Source organism: Marinococcus sp. PL1-022 (genome assembly GCF_033845285.1).
Classification (GTDB): Bacteria; Bacillota; Bacilli; order Bacillales; family Marinococcaceae; genus Marinococcus.
In genome coordinates this window covers 2,850,138-2,869,873 of record NZ_JAWXCX010000001.1, presented here as the reverse complement: position 1 = coordinate 2,869,873, position 19,736 = coordinate 2,850,138, and the positions used below count along the sequence as shown (strand labels likewise).

The following is a 19,736-nucleotide window of genomic DNA, read 5'->3' as shown; positions in this document are numbered from 1 at the left end:
TATGCTGACCATTGAACAAGTAAACCAATTATCCCGCCGGGAATTTATCGACACTTTCGGAGGGGTGTATGAGAATTCTCCGTGGGTGGCCGAAGCAGTCGAACCGGTGAGGCCGATAGATTCTGTTGAAGACCTGCACCAGCGGATGGCAGGCGTAGTTATGACGTCCGGGGAAGAGAACCGGCGGGCCCTGATCCAGGCGCACCCTTCTCTTGGAGAAAAGAAGCCGATGAGCGGGGAATCTGCTTCCGAGCAGGAAAGCGCTGGTTTGACGGAGATGGAAGAGGAGCAGCAGGAAGAGCTGCGTATATGGAACGAGCGTTATCAGGATAAGTTTGGCATGCCGTTTATTATAGCGGTAAGAGGAAAGACCGCAGAGGATATCTTAGAGGCAGTCCGGGTGCGGATGGAACATACCCAGGAGGAAGAAGAGCGCCAGGCTGTAAGGGAAATACACCGGATAGCTCTCCTGCGGCTCGAGGCCATCATTGAAGAGGAGCGGCCGGAAACGATAACTGAATCAAACGACGAAAGCGTGGAAACAGGCAGCAGTCCCGCAGCCGGAGAGCAGGAAGCTTCTGCAGCGCTTGCGGCAGAGCCAGCCCGCCTGTCGCAGACAGCGACAAGGACAAGCAGTAAAAAACGAAGAACGATGAGCTACGGCAAAGGCGATGTATTTGCCTACCGGACGTTTTCCATACCATTTACAGATATCACCCCAATACCGGAGTCCCCTTATGAAGGCACCAACAACACGATTTTTGGCTTAAATGTGTCTGTCAATATTACCGGGGAGGCCTTCCTGCCGAGCTTTACCGAGGGCGACAACAGCATGGTGGTGGCGACGGATTCCATGAAAAACTTTATCCAGCGTCACCTGGGCAGCTATGAAGGGGCAACAGTGGAAGGATTTCTTGCCTATGTCGGAGAAGCGTTTCTCGAAAAATATGATCACGTCGAAACCGCAGAGGTATACGCCGACCATCTTCCTTTCGAAAAAGTAAATGTAGATAATACGGGATACAAAAGCGGTGTAGTGTTTAAAAAGTCGCATAATGAAAATCCTGCAGCGATGGTAAAAGTAGGGCGGACCTCGTTTGGGGCTCCGGAAATTATCGAGCAGGAAAGCTATGTAAAGGATGTCCAGCTCGTGAAAGTAGTTGATAATTCATTTGTCGGCTTTATCCGGGATGAATACACAACGCTCCCCGAGGACTCCAATCGTCCGTTATTTATTTATTTGAATATCGGCTGGACCTATGAAGCACCGCATATCGCCTTCGGACAGAACGGGGAAGGCTACGTAGCCGCTGAGCAGGTGAAGGATATTGCAGCTGCCGTTTTCCACGAAACACAGACGGCCTCCATCCAGCAGCTGATCTATTATATCGGCCGCCGGGTGCTGGAGCGGTTCCCGCAGCTTCAGGAGGTGTCCTTCGAGTCGCAGAACCATACGTGGGACACTGTGGTTGAAGATATTCCCGGAAGTGATGGAAAGGTATATACAGAGCCGCGCCGTCCATACGGCTTCCAGCGCTTTTCGGTGCACCGGGAAGATCTGGATCATGAAGGAGAAGCATAAATGGGACTCACAACACATGTGCTGGATCTGGCTTCGGGACGTCCAGGGGATGGTATAGCTCTGACGCTGTACCGCCTGGACGGCAGCCGGAGAATCAAAGAAGCAGAACGGATAACCAATGCAGACGGGCGGGTGGATGCACCACTGCTGCAGGCAGAGGCCATTCAAACAGCAGCATATGAGCTGGAATTTCAAACAGGAGAATATCTCCGGCAAAAGGGATGGACGAAGGAGGAGCCGCATTTTCTGGAAACGGTGGCTCTCCGGGTTACACTCTCAGCGGAGGAAACGTCCTACCACCTTCCTCTGCTGTTATCTCCCTACGGCTATCAAACATATCGGGGAAGCTGATTAAAAGCCAGGCAAAGGAGGAAACGTATGGCTGTTCATTCTTCAAACATAATTCAGGATCAAATCGACCAGCTGCTGCAATGGCTTTCCGGCTTTGGAAAAACAGAGGATGGCGGTGTAACAAGGCTTTTATATGATGAATCGTGGCAGCAGGCACAGGAAGCAGTAAAGGCAAAAATGGAGGCAATGGGCCTTGAATCCCGCTATGATGCTGTTGGAAATGTATTTGGACGCTTGGAAGGGACAGAAAAAACGGACAAGGTCGTTATGGCCGGTTCCCACATTGATTCTGTCGTAAACGGCGGTAAATATGACGGCGCATACGGAGTAGCTGCAGCCATGCTCGCTGTAGAAAGGCTGAAGCAGGCTTACGGTCGGCCAAAGCAGAGCATTGAAATCGTATCATTCTGTGAGGAGGAAGGAAGTCGTTTTCCAGTCACGTTCTGGGGGTCGGGTCATATTACCGGAAGGCTGTCAGAGGGCGAAACAGACGTCCTGAAGGATACAGACGGCATTTCCATTGGTCAGGCAATGCGGGCATGTGAATTTGAAGCTCCTGCCTCGCTTCCGCTCAAGCGTGAAGATATAGACTCCTTCATTGAGCTTCATGTGGAACAGGGAGGGACGCTGAAAAAGACGAATGCTTCTGTGGGAGTAGTGTCAGATATTGTCGGGCAGCGCAGGTACCACATTACCGTGGAAGGAGAAAGCAATCACGCCGGAACCACTCCGATGCCGGAGCGCAAGGATGCAGTGGTATTATCAAGTGAACTGATTACAAATATCACCTCCATGGCCAGACGCAAGGATGAAAGCATGGTGGCCACGGTAGGCAAAATGGAAATTACGCCAAATGTACCGAACGTGATAGCTTCTAAAGTCGTTTTCAGCCTGGATGTCCGTCACCACAGCAAGGCGCTGCTCGAAGAAATTGAGCAGGAGCTTGAAAATTTGTACACCGTGCAGGCTGAAAAGCATGGCATGAACGTTTCTTCGAATTGCTGGATGGAGGTGGAGCCGGTGCCGATGAGCAAAGAGGTATATGAAACGATGTACAAAGCTGCTGAAAGCCTTCATATTCCCTCCCAGCTGATGATCAGCGGAGCCGGGCATGACGCGCAGGTCATGGGCAGCTATTATCCGACTGCACTGTTGTTTGTGCCAAGCGAGGCCGGCGTGAGCCACTCGCCGAAGGAATATACTAAATCCAGTGATTTGGAGCAGGGAGTAAAGGTGCTTCAAGAAACACTGCTTCGTTTAGCGTATTAGAAAGGAGAGTAAATATGGGCTATCAACAGGAAATCCAGCCGCCGCTCCGCACGATCATGACCCCGGGACCGGTGGAGGCGGACCCCCGGGTGCTCCGTGCCATGAGTACCCCGGTGGTCGGCCAGTTTGATCCGGCCTTTACGAGTATTATGAATGAAACGATGGAGCTGTTGCGCCGCATCTTTCAAACTGAAAATGAATGGGCCTTTCCGGTGGACGGAACCTCCCGTTCAGGTATTGAAGCAGTCCTTGCGAGTGCGATTCACCCGGGGGACCGGGTGCTCGTGCCTATTTACGGGCGGTTCGGATATTTATTGACCGAGATCGCTGAACGGTACGGCGCAGAGATCCACACGCTTGAAAAGGAATGGGGCACTGTCTTTTCCCCGCAAGAGGTCATAGAGGAAATGGATCGTGTGCAGCCGGATATCGTTGCGATGGTACATGGGGAAACGTCGACTGGCTGCATTCAGCCGCTTAAAGAAATCGGGCACGCCTGCCGGGCGCGCGGAATCTACATTGTAGTGGATGCGGTGGCGACGATCGGCGGAGTGCCGGTCAAAACAGACGAATGGTGTCTCGATGCGGTTATCGGTGGGACACAGAAATGCTTCAGCGTTCCGTCCGGCATGGCTCCACTGACGTACAATGACCGTCTCGAGCGCCGCTTTCAGGCACGTAAAAAAGTGGAGCGGGGGATTGCGACAGAGGCAGACAAACAGCCGGAGGCACCGATGATCCGGAGTAATTACTTCGACCTCAGCCAGCTGCAGGACTACTGGGGCCCGCGTCGTTTGAACCACCACACCGAAGCGACATCGATGGTTTATGCGCTTCATGAAGGCGCGAGACTGATCGTCAACGAAGGGCTTGAAGCCCGTTTCGCCCGGCACCGCTACCACGAGGAAGCACTGATGGCCGGTTTACAGGCAATGGGTCTGTCCCTGTTTGTAGAAGGCGAAACGAAGCTCCCGGTCGTTACCTGCATCAACGTACCGGAGGGCATTGACGCAGATGAAGTCCGAAAAATGCTCCTCGGGCAGTTTGGAATTGAAATTGCCTCGTCCTTTGGACCACTGCACGGGAAAATCTGGCGCATCGGCTCCATGGGCTACAGCTGCCGGAAGGAAAACGTGCTAGCCGTGCTCGGAGCGCTCGAATCAGTGCTTTTATACGCCGGTGCCCCAGTGAATCCAGGCACTTCCCAGCAGGCAGCGCTGTCCTTTTACATGCAGGAAGAAGATACAAAAGCAGCGGCTGAAGTATAGGAGGACACATAAAGAATGTATGATCTGCTGATTAAAAACGGAACCGTCGTCCGCCCCGGCGGCACAGAAACAACCACGGTGGCAGTCACGGACGGAAAAATAGCAGCCCTTGGCGTATCTGATGAAACCAAAGCACAAAGCGTAGTAGACGCTGCTGGCATGCTCGTCATGCCGGGAGCGGTAGACGTTCACGTTCATTTCAGCGAGCCCGGCCGGGACTGGGAGGGCTTTGAAACAGGGGCCCGGATGCTTGCAGCAGGCGGCATCACTACTTATATGGATATGCCGTTAAACGGTATTCCTTCTACGATCACCAGCGAAAATGCAGAAGAAAAAGCGGCGCTCGGCCGGAAGAAATCCGTCCTGGACTTTGGGCTTTGGGGCGGTCTCGTGCCCGGGGGGATAGAGCATATTCCGGCTATGGCAGCACGGGGCATACGCGTATTTAAAGCCTTTATGTCGCCTAGCGGGAATCCGGAGTTTGAACGGGCGGATGATGAAACGCTGTTCCGGGGCATGCAGGTGATTGCTGAACACGGAGGATTGCTCGGTCTTCATGCAGAAAGCGCGCCGGTAGTGAGTACGCTCAGCCGGCAGCTTGAGGAAGAGGGGCGTACGCAAGCGGATGATTATTTAGCCTCCAGGCCGGTGGAAGCAGAGCTCGAAGCAGTGCAGCGCGCCCTCGTTTTTGCAAAGCAGACAGGCTGTCCGCTGCATTTTGTACATATCAGCTCTGCTGAGGCGGTGCAGGTGATACAGCGCGCAAAAGCAGCCGGGCAGGACGTTACGCTCGAAACCTGTGCCCATTATTTAATGTTTGACCACGAAGCACTGCGAACGCGCGGCGCCGAAGCAAAATGCGCGCCTCCGTTACGGGAGGCCCCGGTACAGCAGGAGCTTGTGTCCAGATGGAAGCAGGGCGACATCGATATGGTGACCTCCGATCATTCACCATGTCCGGAGGAGCTGAAAGAAGGCGGACTGTGGCAGGCGTGGGGAGGTATTTCGAGCGGCCCATACACGCTGTTAAGCGTGCTCGAACTCACGGCGGAGCACGGCCTGCCGTGGGAGCAGGCAGCAGCGTGGACTGCAGAGAAGCCGGCGGAGCGCTTTGGGCTTCATCAGAAAGGGAGCCTGGAAAAAGGGAAAGATGCAGACCTTGTGCTGGTCGATCTTCATGAAGAAACGGCAGTGTCACGTGAAACAATGCATATGCGTCACAAGCACAGTCTGTTTGAAGGGCATCGTTTTCCGCACCGGATCCATTCAGTCTGGCAGCGGGGCACAGAAATTTATAACGGAAAAACGGAGACATTTACAAACAGAAAAGGAAAGTGGCTGCAGGAATAATGATCCGGCAGCCACTTTTTCAGCGCAGAAGGCGGTTGATGAATTTACGTGCTGTACGGTTGGCGGACCGGCGTGCGAGGCGCTTTCCCAGTGAGCCGTTTTTGGCTGCCTTTACATCACCGGAAACACGGTTTGCTTTTAAAATCGTACGTGCGAGCTTTTGAAAAGCCATCTGAACACTCCTTTCCGTGAAACAATCTTTGTATTGTATATATCCGTATTTGCACAAAAATAAGCCTCCAAATGAATATTCAGTTGGAGGCCTGGCAGCGGAAAAGCTTATTTCAGCAGCCACTCGTGATCCGGGTCATTATGGAACTTCCATTTGCGCACCGGTCCGGCCATCACATTCAAATAATAAGCCTGGTAGCCTGCAGGAGCCGCCACCGGGTGATAGCCTTTAGGCACCATCACGACATCGTTGCTGTTTACGACCATCGTTTCATCAAGGTCTCTTGGATCGTCGTAAACGCGGTGAATCAAAAACCCGCCTTCTTCCGGGTCCACCTTATGAAAATACGTTTCTTCAAGATAGGACTCATGCGGAAGATTTTCGGTATCGTGCTTGTGCGGCGGGTAGCTCGACCAGTTTCCTTCCGGTGTATACACCTCTACCACCAGCACGCTCTCGGCTTCCTCGGAATCCGGGAGGATATTATGCACTCTCCGGGACATGGAGCCTGAGCCGCGGTCTTCTGTGCCTACATCATCCGGACCGATCAGGCGGGCGTTATACTTACCGGTTGCCGGAGCCTTACAGACGGCGAGTTCAATATCTGTATTCGCCTTTACCTCAAAGCGGTCCCTGGCCGGCACGTATACTGAGTACGGCGGTATTTTTTCAAAAACACTCATCCGCCTGCCGAGATTTTCAAAGGAGTCATTGCTGGTCTGAATGTCTGCTTTGCCGCTTAACAGGACGAGGCACGCTTCGTTATCGCCTGTGTCGGCCTGAATGCTTTCGCCCTCCTGCACACGGTACACCTGGAAGCTGACATACTTCCAGCCGGCGCTCTCCGGGGTAACATCATGGATTTTTTGTGCGGTGGTATCTGGTTTCACAACTAAATTTGGCATACATAAACATCCTTTCTAAGAGAGTTCAATCATTTCGGATTCAACATCAGCGACATACACAGTTTTCTTCTCCTTCCAGGCTCTTGCAGCAGCGAGGGCAGCCGTCTGGGCGGCAATGCCGTCATCGCCGGTGCAGACAGCCGGGGTGCCGGACTGCACGGATTCAGCGAACATCGCAATCTCGCGCTCGAACGCTGTTTGATAGCGTTCCAGAAAGAAGTGCACCGGCTTTTCCGATTTAATAAAGTCCTCCTGCCACCACTCCACCTGATGAATCGGCTGATTTGGTACCGTGGCTGCCCCGTTGGAGCCAAACAGCTCGAGACGCTGATCATAGCCGTAGACTGCCCGCCGGCTGTTTTCAATCACACCGACGGCCCCGCTTTCAAACGTTAAAGAGATAACGGCCGTATCAATATCACCGTAATCATTAAACCGCTTATCGGTCAGCGCGCCGCCGTGCACAGAGATCGCCGCGATATTTTCTCCCATAATGTAGCGGGCCATATCAAAGTCGTGAATAGTCATATCCACGAACAGTCCGCCGGAGTTCGCCACGTATTCCATCGGAGGCGGGGAAGGGTCGCGGGAGATAATCTGCAGCATCTCGGGGGTGCCGATCTGGCCGTTTACGCGCATCTTCCGCACCTGCTGGAAAGAAGGATCAAAGCGGCGGTTGAAGCCGAGCTGAAAAACAAGGCCTGCTTCCTTGGCCGCCTTAACGACCCGGCGAGATTCTTCAATATCAAAGCTGATTGGCTTTTCACAAAAAATATGTTTCTTATTTTGAATGGCCGTATCAATGAGTGAGATATGCTCTGAGGTGGCAGCGCAGATAAAAACGGCATCAATTTCAGGATCATGAAGAATATCTTCGGCGCTGGATGTTACGTACTTCGGAGAAAAGGCCTGCTCAACCGTTTCAAGAGCAGAGGCGTTTATATCTGCGACCGCCCGGAGAACAGCGGCAGGAAGACGATGAAGGTTTTCTATATGCAGCCGGCCGATGCGCCCGGCACCGATAACACCTATATTAACCATAGACGGAGCCTCCATAAAATGTATTTTGAAGAAAGCGCTTAACTTTAATGTGAATTATACATTAATGAATCGCTTACATCAATCGGAGAATAAAATTTTTCAGAAAACATACATTAGTCTAACACTTTTACATAGAAATTAAAGAAAAATCAAAAAAATACTTTACATCTGAATGCGCTTTCTTTAGAATCAAACGTATAGAAAAGGAAAGCGCTTAACCATAAATCGATTAAAATAACGAAGGGTGGTTATGTTTTAATGGAATTTCCAAAAAACCGTTCAAGGGATCTGGCTGGCATGGGCCGGCTGACGATTGACATGAACGCGAATGAAATCAACCGTCCTATGGAAGAAACGCGGACGTTTACGAAATATGTAGGAGGCTCTCCGGCCAATATTACGATCGGAGCATCGAGACTTGGCCTCAGTACCGGCTTTATCGGCAAAGTGGCAAACGATCAGATGGGTAATTTTATCCGGGGATACTTTGAAGAAAACAACATCAATACGGAAAATGTAAAAACAGATGACACGGGCGCGGTCACCGGGCTTGCCTTCACGGAAATTATCAGTCCAGAGGACTGCAGTATACTTCTGTACAGAGACAACGTGGCGGACCTGAAAATCAGTCCGCTCGAAATTTCCGAGGAATACATTAAAAATACATCCGCGGTAATGTTTTCCGGTACAGCGCTTGCCGCAAGCCCTTCCCGCGAAGCGGTCTTTCTGGCGGCAGAATACGCGCACAAGCACGGAACGAAGGTGCTGTTTGATATTGACTTTCGTCCGGCGACGTGGAAATCAAAGGAAGAAACGGCGACGTATTACAACCTGCTGGCTGAAAAAAGCCATCTAATTATTGGAACAAGAGACGAGTTCAATATGATGGAAAACATGGAATCTGAAATGGACGGAAGCGACGATAAGACCGCCGCAAAATGGTTTAACCATTCGGCAGAGATTGTGCTGATAAAACACGGAGCCGAAGGGTCATTTGCCTACACGAAGGACGGGGACTATTTCACCGGGAAAACCTTTGAAACCGAAGTGCTGAAAACATTCGGGGCCGGAGACGCCTACGCCTCCTCCTTTGTTTATGGTCTGATGCAGGGCTGGGAAGTTGACCGGGCGATGGATTTTGGCGGCGCGTCCGCTGCCATTGTCATTTCCAGGCACAGCTGCTCGGAAGCGATGCCAAATGCAAAAGAAGTACAGGAATTCATTGATGAAAGTGTGAGAAAAGGTACCATAAAGTCCTAAGAGGCCAAGGTGCTCAGGTATAATCATATGAAGTACTTCAAAAAGCAATTCTACAATCCGTTTATATAGAAAGGAAGATGAAGATATGCAGGAACAAGCAGTAACGACCCTGAAAAATTTTATCGGCGGGGAATGGGTAGCATCCCGGTCCGCGACCGACAAGGTATACAACCCGGCGACCAGTGAGGTGATCGCCCATGTGCCGCTCTCCTCGAAGGACGAAGTGGACGAGGCGGTGAAGGCGTCCAAAGCGGCGTACCGCGACTGGTCGAAAAAGCCCGTCCCGCAGCGCGCCCGTATCCTGTTTGCCTACCAGCAGCTGCTCATCAGCCACTGGGACGAGCTCGCCGGGATCATTACGCTTGAAAACGGCAAAAACCTGAAGGAGGCCAAAGGGGAAGTGCAGCGTGGCATCGAGTGCGTGGAATTTGCCGCCGGGGCCCCGACGCTCATGATGGGCGACCAGCTGCCGGACATTGCCACCAACATCGAGTCCGGGATGTACCGCTACCCGATTGGCGTGGTCGGCGGGATCACCCCGTTCAACTTCCCGATGATGGTGCCGTGCTGGATGTTTCCGCTCGCGATTGCCTGCGGCAACACGTTCGTGATGAAGCCGTCCGAGCGGACCCCAATGCTCGCGAACCGGCTCGCGGAGCTGTTTGAGGAAGCGGGGCTTCCGAAGGGCGTATTGTCCGTGGTGCACGGCGCGCACGACGTGGTGAACGGCCTGCTGGAGCACGACGATGTGCCGGCGATTTCCTTTGTCGGCTCCCAGCCGGTCGCGGACTATGTGTATAAAAACGGCACGGCGCACGGCAAGCGCGTCCAGGCCCTCGCCGGGGCAAAAAACCATACCCTCGTGATGGAGGATGCGGATCTTGATAACGCGGCCTGGCAGATTTTAAACGCCGCCTTCGGCTCCGCCGGCGAACGGTGCATGGCCGCCTCCGTCGTCGCCGTGCAGGAAAGCGTCGCCGATCAGCTGGTGGCAAAGATCCAGGCGTATGCCGACGACGTCACTATCGGCAACGGCCGCGAAAAGGACGTGTTCCTCGGGCCGGTAATCCGCGAAGGCCACCTCGAGAAAACGAAGGCCTACATTGACAAAGGCGTGGAAGAAGGCGCGACGCTCGTGCGCGACGGCCGCCAGGACGAGGTCGCCAAAGAGGGCTACTTTATCGGGCCGACGATCTTTGACCACGTGCAGCAGACGATGACGATCTGGCAGGACGAAATCTTCGCGCCGGTGTTATCCATTGTCCGGGTGCCGGACCTCGCGGCCGGCATTGCCTGGGCGAACGAATCGCGGTTTGCGAACGGCGCCTGCCTGTTTACGAGCTCCGGGCACAGCGTCCGCGAATTCCGGGAAACGATTGACGCCGGGATGCTCGGCATCAACGTCGGCGTGCCGGCCCCGATGGCGTTCTTCCCGTTTTCCGGCTGGAAGGATTCCTTCTACGGCGACCTGCATGCGAACGGCAAGGACGGGGTGGAATTCTACACCCGCAAAAAAGTGGTGACTGCCCGCTGGTAACCGTACAGCTTCAGCACAATAGCACAACCCCAGGACTGTCTTCTCTTTCCTTTCTATTCTGAGAGAGGAGAAGGCAGTTTTTTTCTTCTCTAAAACGACAACAGGAAGGGGATTTTTATGCCCGTATTAACAACAGCACAGGCAATCGTACGTTTTCTGGAGCAGCAGTATATTGAATGGGACGGCGAAGAAATTCCGTTTGTAGATGGAATGTTTACGATCTTCGGTCACGGTAACGTACTCGGCCTCGGCCAGGCTCTTTCTGAAGCAAAGCGTCTCCGGGTGTACCAGGGAAAAAATGAGCAGGGCATGGGACATGCAGCCATATCGTATGCCAAACAGAATAATCGTAAACGCATCATCGCCTGCACGTCCTCTGTCGGACCTGGCTCTGCCAACATGGTGACAGCGGCGAGCGTGGCAACGGTAAACAACATCCCGCTGCTCCTTTTTCCGGGAGACATCTTCGCAAGCCGCCAGCCGGACCCGGTGCTGCAGCAGGTGGAACAGCCTCATGACTTAACGCTTTCCACTAATGACGCGTTCCGTCCGGTAAGTAAGTTCTGGGACCGTATTACAAGACCCGAACAGCTGATGACTTCCTTAATCCAGGCGATGCGTGTACTGACAAATCCGGCGGAAACCGGTGCAGTTACCGTGTCCGTGCCGCAGGACGTCCAGGGGGAAGCCTATGACTTTCCGGAATCGTTTTTCCAGAAACGGGTTCACCGCGTTTCGAGAAAAGTGCCGGATGAGCGTTCAGTGAAGGAAGCAGCAGCTTTGATCCGGAGCAAAAAGCGTCCGTTCATCATTTGCGGCGGAGGCGTCCGCTATTCAGAGGCAGGAGAAAGCCTGAAAAGAATGGCTGAAGCCTGGAACGTGCCGATCGCAGAAACACAGGCCGGAAAAAGCGCGGTGGAAAGCACGCATGAGTGGAATGTCGGAGGTCTTGGTGTAACCGGGAACCTGGCAGCGAACACGCTCGCTCCAAAGGCGGATGTCATTATTGCGGTAGGCACGCGCCTGGCTGACTTTACCACCTCCTCGAAGCAGCTGTTCCGGGATGAAAACGTCGAATTTATTTCGATCAACGTGTCGGAATTTCACGGAGTGAAAATGGACGCCTCGCCGTTAATCGGGGACGCACAGGCCGTGATTGAAGCGCTTGTAAACGAGACCGGGGACTACACGTCCGAGTTTAAAAAAGAGACCGAAGAAGCAAAGACTGCGTGGGCCAGGGAAAAAGAGCGGCTTTATTCCATTCGTTATACGGAGGAAGGATTTACACCGGAAATTGCCGGTCATCTCGACGAGGAGCTGCAGGAATACCGCAAAGTGCTTGGGACAGATCTGGCCCAGACGACAGCGCTCGGTATTGTAAACCGGGAAATCGATGAAGATGCTGTAGCCGTCGGAGCAGCCGGAAGCCTGCCCGGTGACATGCAGCGCCTGTGGGAATCGAGTCAGAAGTACCGGTACAACATGGAGTATGGCTATTCCTGCATGGGCTATGAAATTTCCGGAGCGTTCGGGGCCAAGCTTGCGGAGCCGGACAAGGAAGTATACGCCATGGTCGGGGACGGCAGCTTTTTGATGCTGCACTCGGAAATGATTACAAGCGTGCAGGAAAACAAAAAGATTAACGTGATGCTGTTTGATAATTCCGGTTACGGGTGCATTAACAACCTGCAGATGGGTAATGGCATGCAGAGCATCGGAACCGAATTCCGTCATCGTGATGAAGCAAAGGATGAAATGTGCGGCAGCGTGATGCACATTGACTATGCGAAGGTAGCCGAAGGCTACGGTCTGAAAACGTACCGGGTGACCACGGAGGAGGGATTGAAGGAAGCTATCGCTGATGCGAAAAAGCAGACAGTGTCTACGCTTATTGACGTAAAGGTGCTGCCGAAGACGATGACCGGGGATTATGAATCCTGGTGGAATGTCGGCGTTTCAGAGGTTTCTGAACGCGAAAGCGTACGGGAGTCCTTTGAAGACAAAGAAAAGCAGCTGCAGCAGGCCCGGAAATATTAAATAGTCAAAAGCGTTCAGAGCCCCGGCTTTGGACGTTTTTTGTAATGGGAGATTATCTTTTTGATAAATCGCTTACATTTTTTCCGTTTACCCCTTGAATTACCCGGAAGGAAACGATAGTATAAACATAAGTTAAGCGCTTACTCAAAAACAATTATAATAACTATAAAAAACAGTGCAGGAGGTTCTGGAACGTGAATAAAGTTAAGGTTGGAATACTGGGAGCGGGGCACATAGCCGCTGTTCATGCTGCCCTTTTAAAGCAGGACGAGCGTGCTGAAATTGTTGGGATTGCTGACATTTTTGAGGATAAAGCGAAGGAACTGGCCGCAGAAGCAGGCCCGGACGTTCGCACAGCGGGGTCCATCGAAGAGCTGATTGCGCTAGGCGTGGACACTGTCTATGTAACTACGCCAAACACGATGCATGTTAGTCCGGTTCTTCATTGTTTAAAGAATAATGTAAACGTATTCAGCGAAAAGCCGATGGCAACCTCGGAAGAAGAAGCAAGACAGATACGCGATGCCGCACGGGAATCCAAAGCCTTCTACAACCTCGGTATGAACCGCCGCTACGCCTATGTATACAAAAAAATTAAAAGCTACATGGACTCCGGACAGCTTGATGCGTATTCCGCCCATTTCAAAATGAACCGGGGAGAGCTGCTGCATCCTGCCTGGACGTCTGATCCGGCGAAGACCGGAGGCTTTTTATACGAAACGCCTTTTCATTTGATGGATCTCTGCCGCTATTATTTCGGAGAAGTAAAGAAGGTGAAATGCGAAGCAACGCAGGCTGTATCAGACAGCGAACCCGATAACTTTGCGATACTTTTGACCTTTGAATCCGGCATGATTATGACGTTTAATACCTTTGCCCATTCCGGGTGGAGCTTTCCGTTTGAAGCAATTGAAATCTACGGGAAATACAGCACAGCATCGACCGCTGAACTCGAAACGGTGAAAATTGCCTGCGGCCTTGAAGGGGAAATTGATTCGTCGGATTACCACCTCATGCCTGTCAGCAAAAAATGGGGCTATGAAGAGGAGGACCGGCTGTTCATTGAGGCTATGGTCAATGGCACAGAACCGCCGGTAAATGCGGAGGAAGCGTACAAATCCACCTTTCTGCTGACAAGCATTTATGAAAGCGCTAAAACCGGTAAAGAAATAAATATTGCCGATCAGTTAAATAAGGTACTTTCTTAAGATAAAGAAAGCAGGAGTGGAAAAAACGATAGAAGAGAGCGGGCAAGAAAACACAGGAGGTGTACGAATGGCACAGAACGATATAAGGGTAGCAGTGCTTGGACTCGGGCGGCTTGGGCTGTTTCATGCAAGCAATATGATGAACAAAGTAAAGGGAGCCGAGCTGGTGCTGGTATGCGATCCACTCGCCGAGCATGCCGAAATGGTGGCTGAACAGCTTGGGGTGGAACGCTGGACGTCCAACCCTGAAGAAGTGTTTGCCGATCAGGAAGTGGACGCCGTGGTGATTGTAACGCCGACCAGTACGCATGCTGACATGATTACAAAAGCGGCCCGCAGCGGCAAGCAGATCTTCGTGGAAAAGCCGTTGACCTCCACCGTGGCAGAAGCTGAAGAGGTGATTAAGGTCGTGGAAGAGACCGGCGTTGTCTGCCAGGTCGGCTTCATGAGAAGGTACGACCCTGGCTTCCATGATGCCAGGGAGCGCATTGAAGCCGGCGAAATCGGCAAGCCGATTTATTTTAAAGGATTCTCCAGAGACAGCGGTTCCCCGCCTGCCTCCTTTATTAAAAACAGCGGTGGGATATTTCTGGACTGCTCCATTCATGACTATGATATGGCCCGGTATTTAATGGGCTCGGAAATTTCTTCTGTGTCCGGCCATGGCCGCATTCTGATCAATTCCTTCATGGAAGAATACGGGGATGTCGATCAGGCGATTACGTATCTGGAGTTTGAAAACGGAGGAGCCGGAGACGTAGAAGCAAGCAGAACGTCCCCGTACGGCCACGACATCCGGGCAGAGATTATCGGTACCGAAGGAGCCATCTTTGTCGGTTCGCTGCGAAACAGTGATGTGACGGTGCAAAGCAGTGCCGGGAGCAATCACGAAATAGTGCCGAATTTCCAGACGCGGTTCCGGGAAGCGTATATCCTTGAGCTTGAACAGTTTATTAAATGCGTCAAAGGAGACGAAGAGCCGCGGGTCACTTCACTGGATTCCAAAATCAATATGCAGGTAGCACTTGCAGCCACCGAATCGTTTAAAAACAATGGGGAACGCATTTATATGAAAGACGTGCATCAGGATAAGGTTTATACCGACTAAAGCAGAGGCGGAAACTATAAGAAAAGGGGTGCAGCATATGGCGGGACTTGGAAACTACGAGTTCCATCTCGGAATTGCAGCTATCAGCTGGGTGAATGATGATATTCCGGGATTGGGCGACCACTATTCATTGGATCATATTTTAGGAGAAATGCGGGAAATTGGGTATGAGGCGACTGAAATGGGGCGGACATTTCCGCGTAACCTCGAGGAGTTAAAAGCGATTCTCGAAAAGCACGATATTACGCTTGCCAGTAAATTCGTCGGAACGCAGTTTTCCAACCTGCAGCATAAGGATCAGGAGATCCGCGATTTCGAAGAATGGGTCCGGTTTTTAAAAGACATGGACTGCGAATACGTGATCGTCTGTGAAATGGGCAACTCGATGCACTGGGATAAGGATGATCCGGATAAAGCAAGAATCACAGCACCGTCGGAAGCACAGTGGAAAAGCATGGTGGACGGCTTAAACGAGGCTGGGCGCATCGCGAATAAATATGGGCTCGAGCTCGTGTACCATCCGCATGCTGGAACGATTGTAGAACAGCGCGAAGACGTCGACCGCCTGATGGCAGAAACCGACGAGGATGCTGTGTCACTGCTGTACGATACCGGTCATGCCTTTTTCGGCAACTATGACCCAATGGATCAGCTGACACGGTACTACGACCGCATTAAGTATGTACACTACAAAGACGTCCGTGAAGACATCTGGAACAAAACAATTAAAGAAAACCTGACCTTCCGGGAAGCCGTGCTTGAAGGACTGTTTACCGTGCCGGGGGACGGCTGCATTGATTTTGAACCTGTCCTCGAAGAGCTGATGAAACGGGGCTACCAGGGATGGACAGTGGTAGAAGCAGAGCAGGACCCGGACGTCGCCCCGCCGTACAAATATGCAAAAATGGCAAAGGATCATCTGGATGAAACAATGGAAAAGGTTCTGGAAAAATACGGGGAAAAAGCCGGCAGATAAACGAACTAGGGCATTTCGAGTGAATATCGAAATGTCTTTTTCTTCTATAAAGAGCCTGAACGCGGGGAGGCCCGCAAAGACTGTTGTTTCGTCCTGGGTGAAAAAGCTGAAAAGAAAAGACTCTCCCGGTGGATAGGAAGGAACGGAGGATTTATAATAAACGAAACGACAAAAATGAGGAAGATAAAATGAGAACGACAATTTACGACATCGCTGAGCGGGCGGAGGTTTCAATCGCTACAGTGTCAAAGGTGATTAACAACAAAGGAAAAATAGGAGAGAAAACCAAACAGCGGGTGCTCGCCATTATGGATGAACTCGATTATCAGCCGAGCACGGTGGCTTCGGCCCTAACGGGAAAGCAGACGAACACGATTGGCCTGCTGGTTCCTGATATTGCCAACTCCTTTTTTGCCGAGCTTGCGAGAAGCGTGGAAGATACAGGACACGCCGGCGGATTCAATGTTGTTATATGCAATACCGACAACAATCCGGAAAAGGAAATTCAATATTTATGGTGGCTGAATCAAAAAAGAGTGGATGGCATTATTCTGGGAACAGGAATACAAAACACGAAAGCGCTGCAGGATTTTATGAAACAGAACATTCCGCTCGCGCTCGTGGCAAGAGACGCTTCCGCAATTGATGTAGACACCGTGCTCGTTGATGACCACCGGGGCGGCTACGAGGCTACAAAGCATCTGCTCCAGGCAGGACATACCCGGATTGCTTTTGTGGTAGGCGAGATGAATAACTCGAGTGATACGGAACGGCTGAAAGGCTTTTATGAAGCGTATGATGAGTATGGAGTAAGCCGGGAGGAAGCGGTACTGGTAAAAGACAATCATTCGATTGATGATGCCAAAAAGTCGATGCTTGAGGCTCTGCAGAATGATCCCGGGATCACTGCAGTGTTTGCTTTAAATGACTTTCTGGCGATCGGCTGTATTCAGGCAGGCAAAGAAGCGGGGCGGCAGGTTCCTGAAGATTTGTCTGTTGTCGGCTTTGATGATACATTTATTGCTACGCTTAGCGATCCGCCGCTGACTACAGTAGCGCAGCCTATCCTTGAAATGGGACGGCTGGTGACACAGATGCTGGTGGACCGGATCGGCGGCAAAAACGAAACGACACGGACTGTTATTTTAAATCCGGAGCTGCACGTACGTAAGACGACCGCAGGCATAAAAGAAGCAGAAAGGGATGTTACCAGCTCATGAAATATAATACGCTTGGAAAAACAAACGAAGAGGTCTCTGTCGTAGGTATTGGAACGTATCAGTTCGGCGGTGAATGGGGCAAAACCTTTACTCAAAAGGAAGTGGACGGGCTGTTTGAAGCAGCAAGAACGGAAAATCTTAATTTTATTGATACCGCCGAATGCTACGGAGATCATCTCGCGGAGGAACTGACCGGCGCGGCCATTCAAAAGGACCGTGATCAGTGGTTTGTAGCCTCCAAGTTCGGCCACCATTTTCACGGGCCGAACGATCGGACCCGGCATTATGATCCGGAGGATGTGCAAAAGCAGCTCGAAGCGTCCCTGCGGGCACTTAAGACGGACTATATTGACCTTTACCAGTTTCATTCCGGGACAGACGAAGAGTTTCAGGATGATAAGCTGTGGACGATGCTCGATAAACAGAAAAAAGCCGGCAAGATTCGCCACCTCGGTCTTTCCGTAAAAAAACAGGACTACATGGATCAGATCAGGCAGGCAGAAGCTGTTGGAGCAGAAACGATACAGCTCGTGTATAATCGTCTGGACCGTAAAAACGCTGAAGAAGCTTTTCCGGAATGTGACCGCCAAAATCTCGGCGTTATCGCGAGAGTGCCGATGGCGAGCGGCTACTTAAGTGGAAAATATACACCTGGGGCTTCCTTTGAAGAAAATGATGTCCGGCACCGCCATCCGCAAAACGAGCAGGAAGCGGCTCTTCAGGAAGCCCTGCGGCTCAAGGAGAATCTGCCGGACGACGTGCCGCTTGCCCAGTGGGCACTTGCCTGGTGCCTGTCCAATTCAAGTGTGGACGCGGTCATTCCCGGCTGTAAAACACCGGAACAGCTCGTAAGCAATGCCAAAGCTGTAGACCTTCTTGATGATAAAGACACTGCCCTGTTCACTATTTAACTGAAACAGCTGACGCCTTTTCCGGAATAGGAAAGGGCGTTTGGTATATAAAAAACAAAAAAATGTTTTTGCATCAAAGCTGTTGTTTCTTTCGGGGACCGGAAGGGAATAGTGGGGTAATAATTCATAAACAGGAAGGGTGATGGAGAATGGCAGAAGTAGAATACTGGAAACAGTTTGTAGTAGAGCCATGTATGCTCGAAGCGTCAAAAACTGAAGTGTCTGACGTGTTGAAGGTTTGGAAGAACGGGGAAAAGGATGCAATCGTGATGGTGGACGACGACAGCCGGCCGGTAGGTATTCTCGATGAAACAAAGGTGTGGAACCATATCTACAAGGAAAAAAGCCTTGATAAAAAGATTAAGGACGGATGGATTTTAGAAGTGTCCCAGATTACTGAAGGACAGGTTCCGGAATCATGGGAGCAGCAGTACCCGCCAATCGCGGTCGTAAACAAAAAGGGAAGAGTCACCGGTGTCTGGACGGAAAAAGCGTTAAAGGAGCTACATACATCTGAAACGGCTTCTTCTCCTACCTTCCGTCCCTCCATCGCCTCCTTCCGGCGCATTATAGGGGAAAATGAAGAGGTGCACCGGGCGATCCAGACGGCGAAGCGGGCCGCTAAAACGAAAACCCCTGTCTGGCTTTCCGGGGAAACGGGGACAGGCAAGGAATTGTTTGCCCAGGCGATTCATCAGGAAAGTGGAAGAACCGGAGAGTTTGTAGCGGTAAACTGCGCCTCTATCCCGGACACTCATCTTGAAGAAGAATTATTCGGAAAGGAAGTCCCAATGCAGCCCCAGCAGGGCTCTGTCGGTTTACTCGAAGCAGCTCATGAAGGTACGCTGTTTCTCGATGAAGTAGGCAATATGTCTATGGCGATGCAGGCAGCGCTGCTGCGGGTGCTTGAGGATTCATATGTACGCAAGATCGGCAACGCGGCCCCAATTCCGGTAAATATGAAGATCATTTCTGCCACTAATGAAAACATCGAACAGCTGGTGGAGGATGGGAAATTCCGCAGGGATCTGTACTACCGTCTGCACGTGGTACCCGTGGGTCTGCCGCCGCTCCGTGAACGGTCCGAAGACCTTCCGCTCCTGGTGGAATACTATAACACGCACTTTTCCACTGAACTGGGCGTGAAGCCGCTAAAAATAACAAACAAAGCCATGGAGACCATGAAGCAGTATAGTTGGCCGGGAAATATCCGGGAATTGATGAATGTTATTGAACAGCTTGCTGCTATGCACGACGGCGGGAAAATACGTACAGAGGATCTTCCCATCTCTTCTGCAGCAGCGCGTGAAACCGCAGAGCCCGTCCAGGAAACCCGGACCGAAAGCGCAAGCGCAGCCAACTGGAAGGACCAGAAATCAGCTCAGGAGCAGACCATGATCAAGCAGGCGCTTGAAGAAGCAAACGGTAATAAAACAGAAGCTGCCAAAAAGCTTGGAATCCATCGGACGACGTTATACAAAAAAATGCGTGATCATCAGATGTAATGCAAAAAAGCAGGCGCGCGCCTGCTTTTTTTATAT

17 protein-coding genes are annotated in these 19,736 nt (G+C 51.6%); 14 read left to right on the top strand and 3 right to left on the bottom strand.

Features of this window, described 5'->3' with window-relative positions; translation table 11 throughout:
* The first annotated feature begins 1 nt into the window (after position 1).
* From pucL to allB, 5 genes are read left to right on the top strand one after another with little or no spacing between them, the layout of a single operon-like run.
* A complete protein-coding gene (gene pucL / locus SIC45_RS14655) occupies positions 2-1,582 on the top strand; it encodes a factor-independent urate hydroxylase (protein ID WP_319632726.1) in 1,581 nt (526 codons plus the stop codon).
* Positions 1,583-1,933, top strand: a complete 351-nt coding sequence (gene uraH / locus SIC45_RS14650) for a hydroxyisourate hydrolase (RefSeq protein WP_319632725.1) — start codon at positions 1,583-1,585, stop codon at positions 1,931-1,933.
* A 27-nt stretch (positions 1,934-1,960) separates the two neighbouring features.
* Positions 1,961-3,202 carry an allantoate deiminase gene (allC, locus tag SIC45_RS14645; protein WP_319632724.1) on the top strand — a complete coding sequence of 414 codons (1,242 nt, stop codon included), beginning with the start codon at positions 1,961-1,963 and terminating at the stop codon, positions 3,200-3,202.
* Positions 3,203-3,216: 14 nt separating this feature from the next.
* Positions 3,217-4,470, top strand: coding sequence for an alanine--glyoxylate aminotransferase family protein (locus SIC45_RS14640; RefSeq protein ID WP_319632723.1), 1,254 nt, complete (start codon positions 3,217-3,219; stop codon positions 4,468-4,470).
* A 15-nt stretch (positions 4,471-4,485) separates the two neighbouring features.
* Positions 4,486-5,820, top strand: coding sequence for an allantoinase AllB (allB, locus tag SIC45_RS14635; RefSeq protein ID WP_319632722.1), 1,335 nt, complete (start codon positions 4,486-4,488; stop codon positions 5,818-5,820).
* A 19-nt stretch (positions 5,821-5,839) separates the two neighbouring features.
* Here the strand turns inward: allB and SIC45_RS14630 are convergent, their stop codons facing one another.
* From SIC45_RS14630 to iolG (SIC45_RS14620), 3 genes are all read right to left on the bottom strand, one after another.
* On the bottom strand, positions 5,840-5,992 hold the full coding sequence (locus SIC45_RS14630; protein WP_176967760.1) for a hypothetical protein: 153 nt from the start codon (positions 5,990-5,992) through the stop codon (positions 5,840-5,842).
* Positions 5,993-6,099: 107 nt separating this feature from the next.
* Positions 6,100-6,897 (bottom strand): 5-deoxy-glucuronate isomerase, encoded by a 798-nt coding sequence (gene iolB / locus SIC45_RS14625; protein WP_319632721.1) that lies wholly within the window; start codon positions 6,895-6,897, stop codon positions 6,100-6,102.
* Positions 6,898-6,912: 15 nt separating this feature from the next.
* A complete protein-coding gene (iolG, locus tag SIC45_RS14620) occupies positions 6,913-7,938 on the bottom strand; it encodes an inositol 2-dehydrogenase (RefSeq protein WP_319632720.1) in 1,026 nt (341 codons plus the stop codon).
* A gap of 258 nt (positions 7,939-8,196) precedes the next feature.
* On the opposite strand from iolG (SIC45_RS14620), the gene iolC reads away from it, so the two are divergent.
* The 9 genes from iolC to SIC45_RS14575 all read left to right on the top strand — a co-directional run bounded on the left by iolC (position 8,197) and on the right by SIC45_RS14575 (position 19,700).
* Positions 8,197-9,198, top strand: coding sequence for a 5-dehydro-2-deoxygluconokinase (iolC, locus tag SIC45_RS14615; RefSeq protein WP_298786475.1), 1,002 nt, complete (start codon positions 8,197-8,199; stop codon positions 9,196-9,198).
* Positions 9,199-9,283: 85 nt separating this feature from the next.
* Positions 9,284-10,735, top strand: coding sequence for a CoA-acylating methylmalonate-semialdehyde dehydrogenase (locus SIC45_RS14610; protein WP_319632719.1), 1,452 nt, complete (start codon positions 9,284-9,286; stop codon positions 10,733-10,735).
* 117 nt (positions 10,736-10,852) lie between these two features.
* Positions 10,853-12,772: a 3D-(3,5/4)-trihydroxycyclohexane-1,2-dione acylhydrolase (decyclizing) gene (gene iolD / locus SIC45_RS14605; protein WP_319632718.1), complete on the top strand. Its 1,920-nt coding sequence runs from the start codon at positions 10,853-10,855 to the stop codon at positions 12,770-12,772.
* A gap of 194 nt (positions 12,773-12,966) precedes the next feature.
* On the top strand, positions 12,967-13,980 hold the full coding sequence (locus SIC45_RS14600) for a Gfo/Idh/MocA family oxidoreductase (RefSeq protein WP_319632717.1): 1,014 nt from the start codon (positions 12,967-12,969) through the stop codon (positions 13,978-13,980).
* A gap of 67 nt (positions 13,981-14,047) precedes the next feature.
* Positions 14,048-15,088 carry an inositol 2-dehydrogenase gene (gene iolG, locus SIC45_RS14595; RefSeq protein WP_298786467.1) on the top strand — a complete coding sequence of 347 codons (1,041 nt, stop codon included), beginning with the start codon at positions 14,048-14,050 and terminating at the stop codon, positions 15,086-15,088.
* Positions 15,089-15,125: 37 nt separating this feature from the next.
* Positions 15,126-16,064: a myo-inosose-2 dehydratase gene (gene iolE / locus SIC45_RS14590; protein ID WP_319632716.1), complete on the top strand. Its 939-nt coding sequence runs from the start codon at positions 15,126-15,128 to the stop codon at positions 16,062-16,064.
* 188 nt (positions 16,065-16,252) lie between these two features.
* Positions 16,253-17,284 (top strand): LacI family DNA-binding transcriptional regulator, encoded by a 1,032-nt coding sequence (locus SIC45_RS14585; RefSeq protein ID WP_319632715.1) that lies wholly within the window; start codon positions 16,253-16,255, stop codon positions 17,282-17,284.
* Entirely contained in the window at positions 17,281-18,195 is a 915-nt protein-coding gene (locus tag SIC45_RS14580; RefSeq protein WP_298786461.1) for an aldo/keto reductase, read from the top strand. The genes SIC45_RS14585 and SIC45_RS14580 overlap by 4 nt, the downstream gene beginning before the upstream one ends.
* A 149-nt stretch (positions 18,196-18,344) precedes the next feature.
* Positions 18,345-19,700, top strand: coding sequence for a sigma-54 interaction domain-containing protein (locus SIC45_RS14575; RefSeq protein WP_319632714.1), 1,356 nt, complete (start codon positions 18,345-18,347; stop codon positions 19,698-19,700).
* Positions 19,701-19,736: the final 36 nt, after the last annotated feature.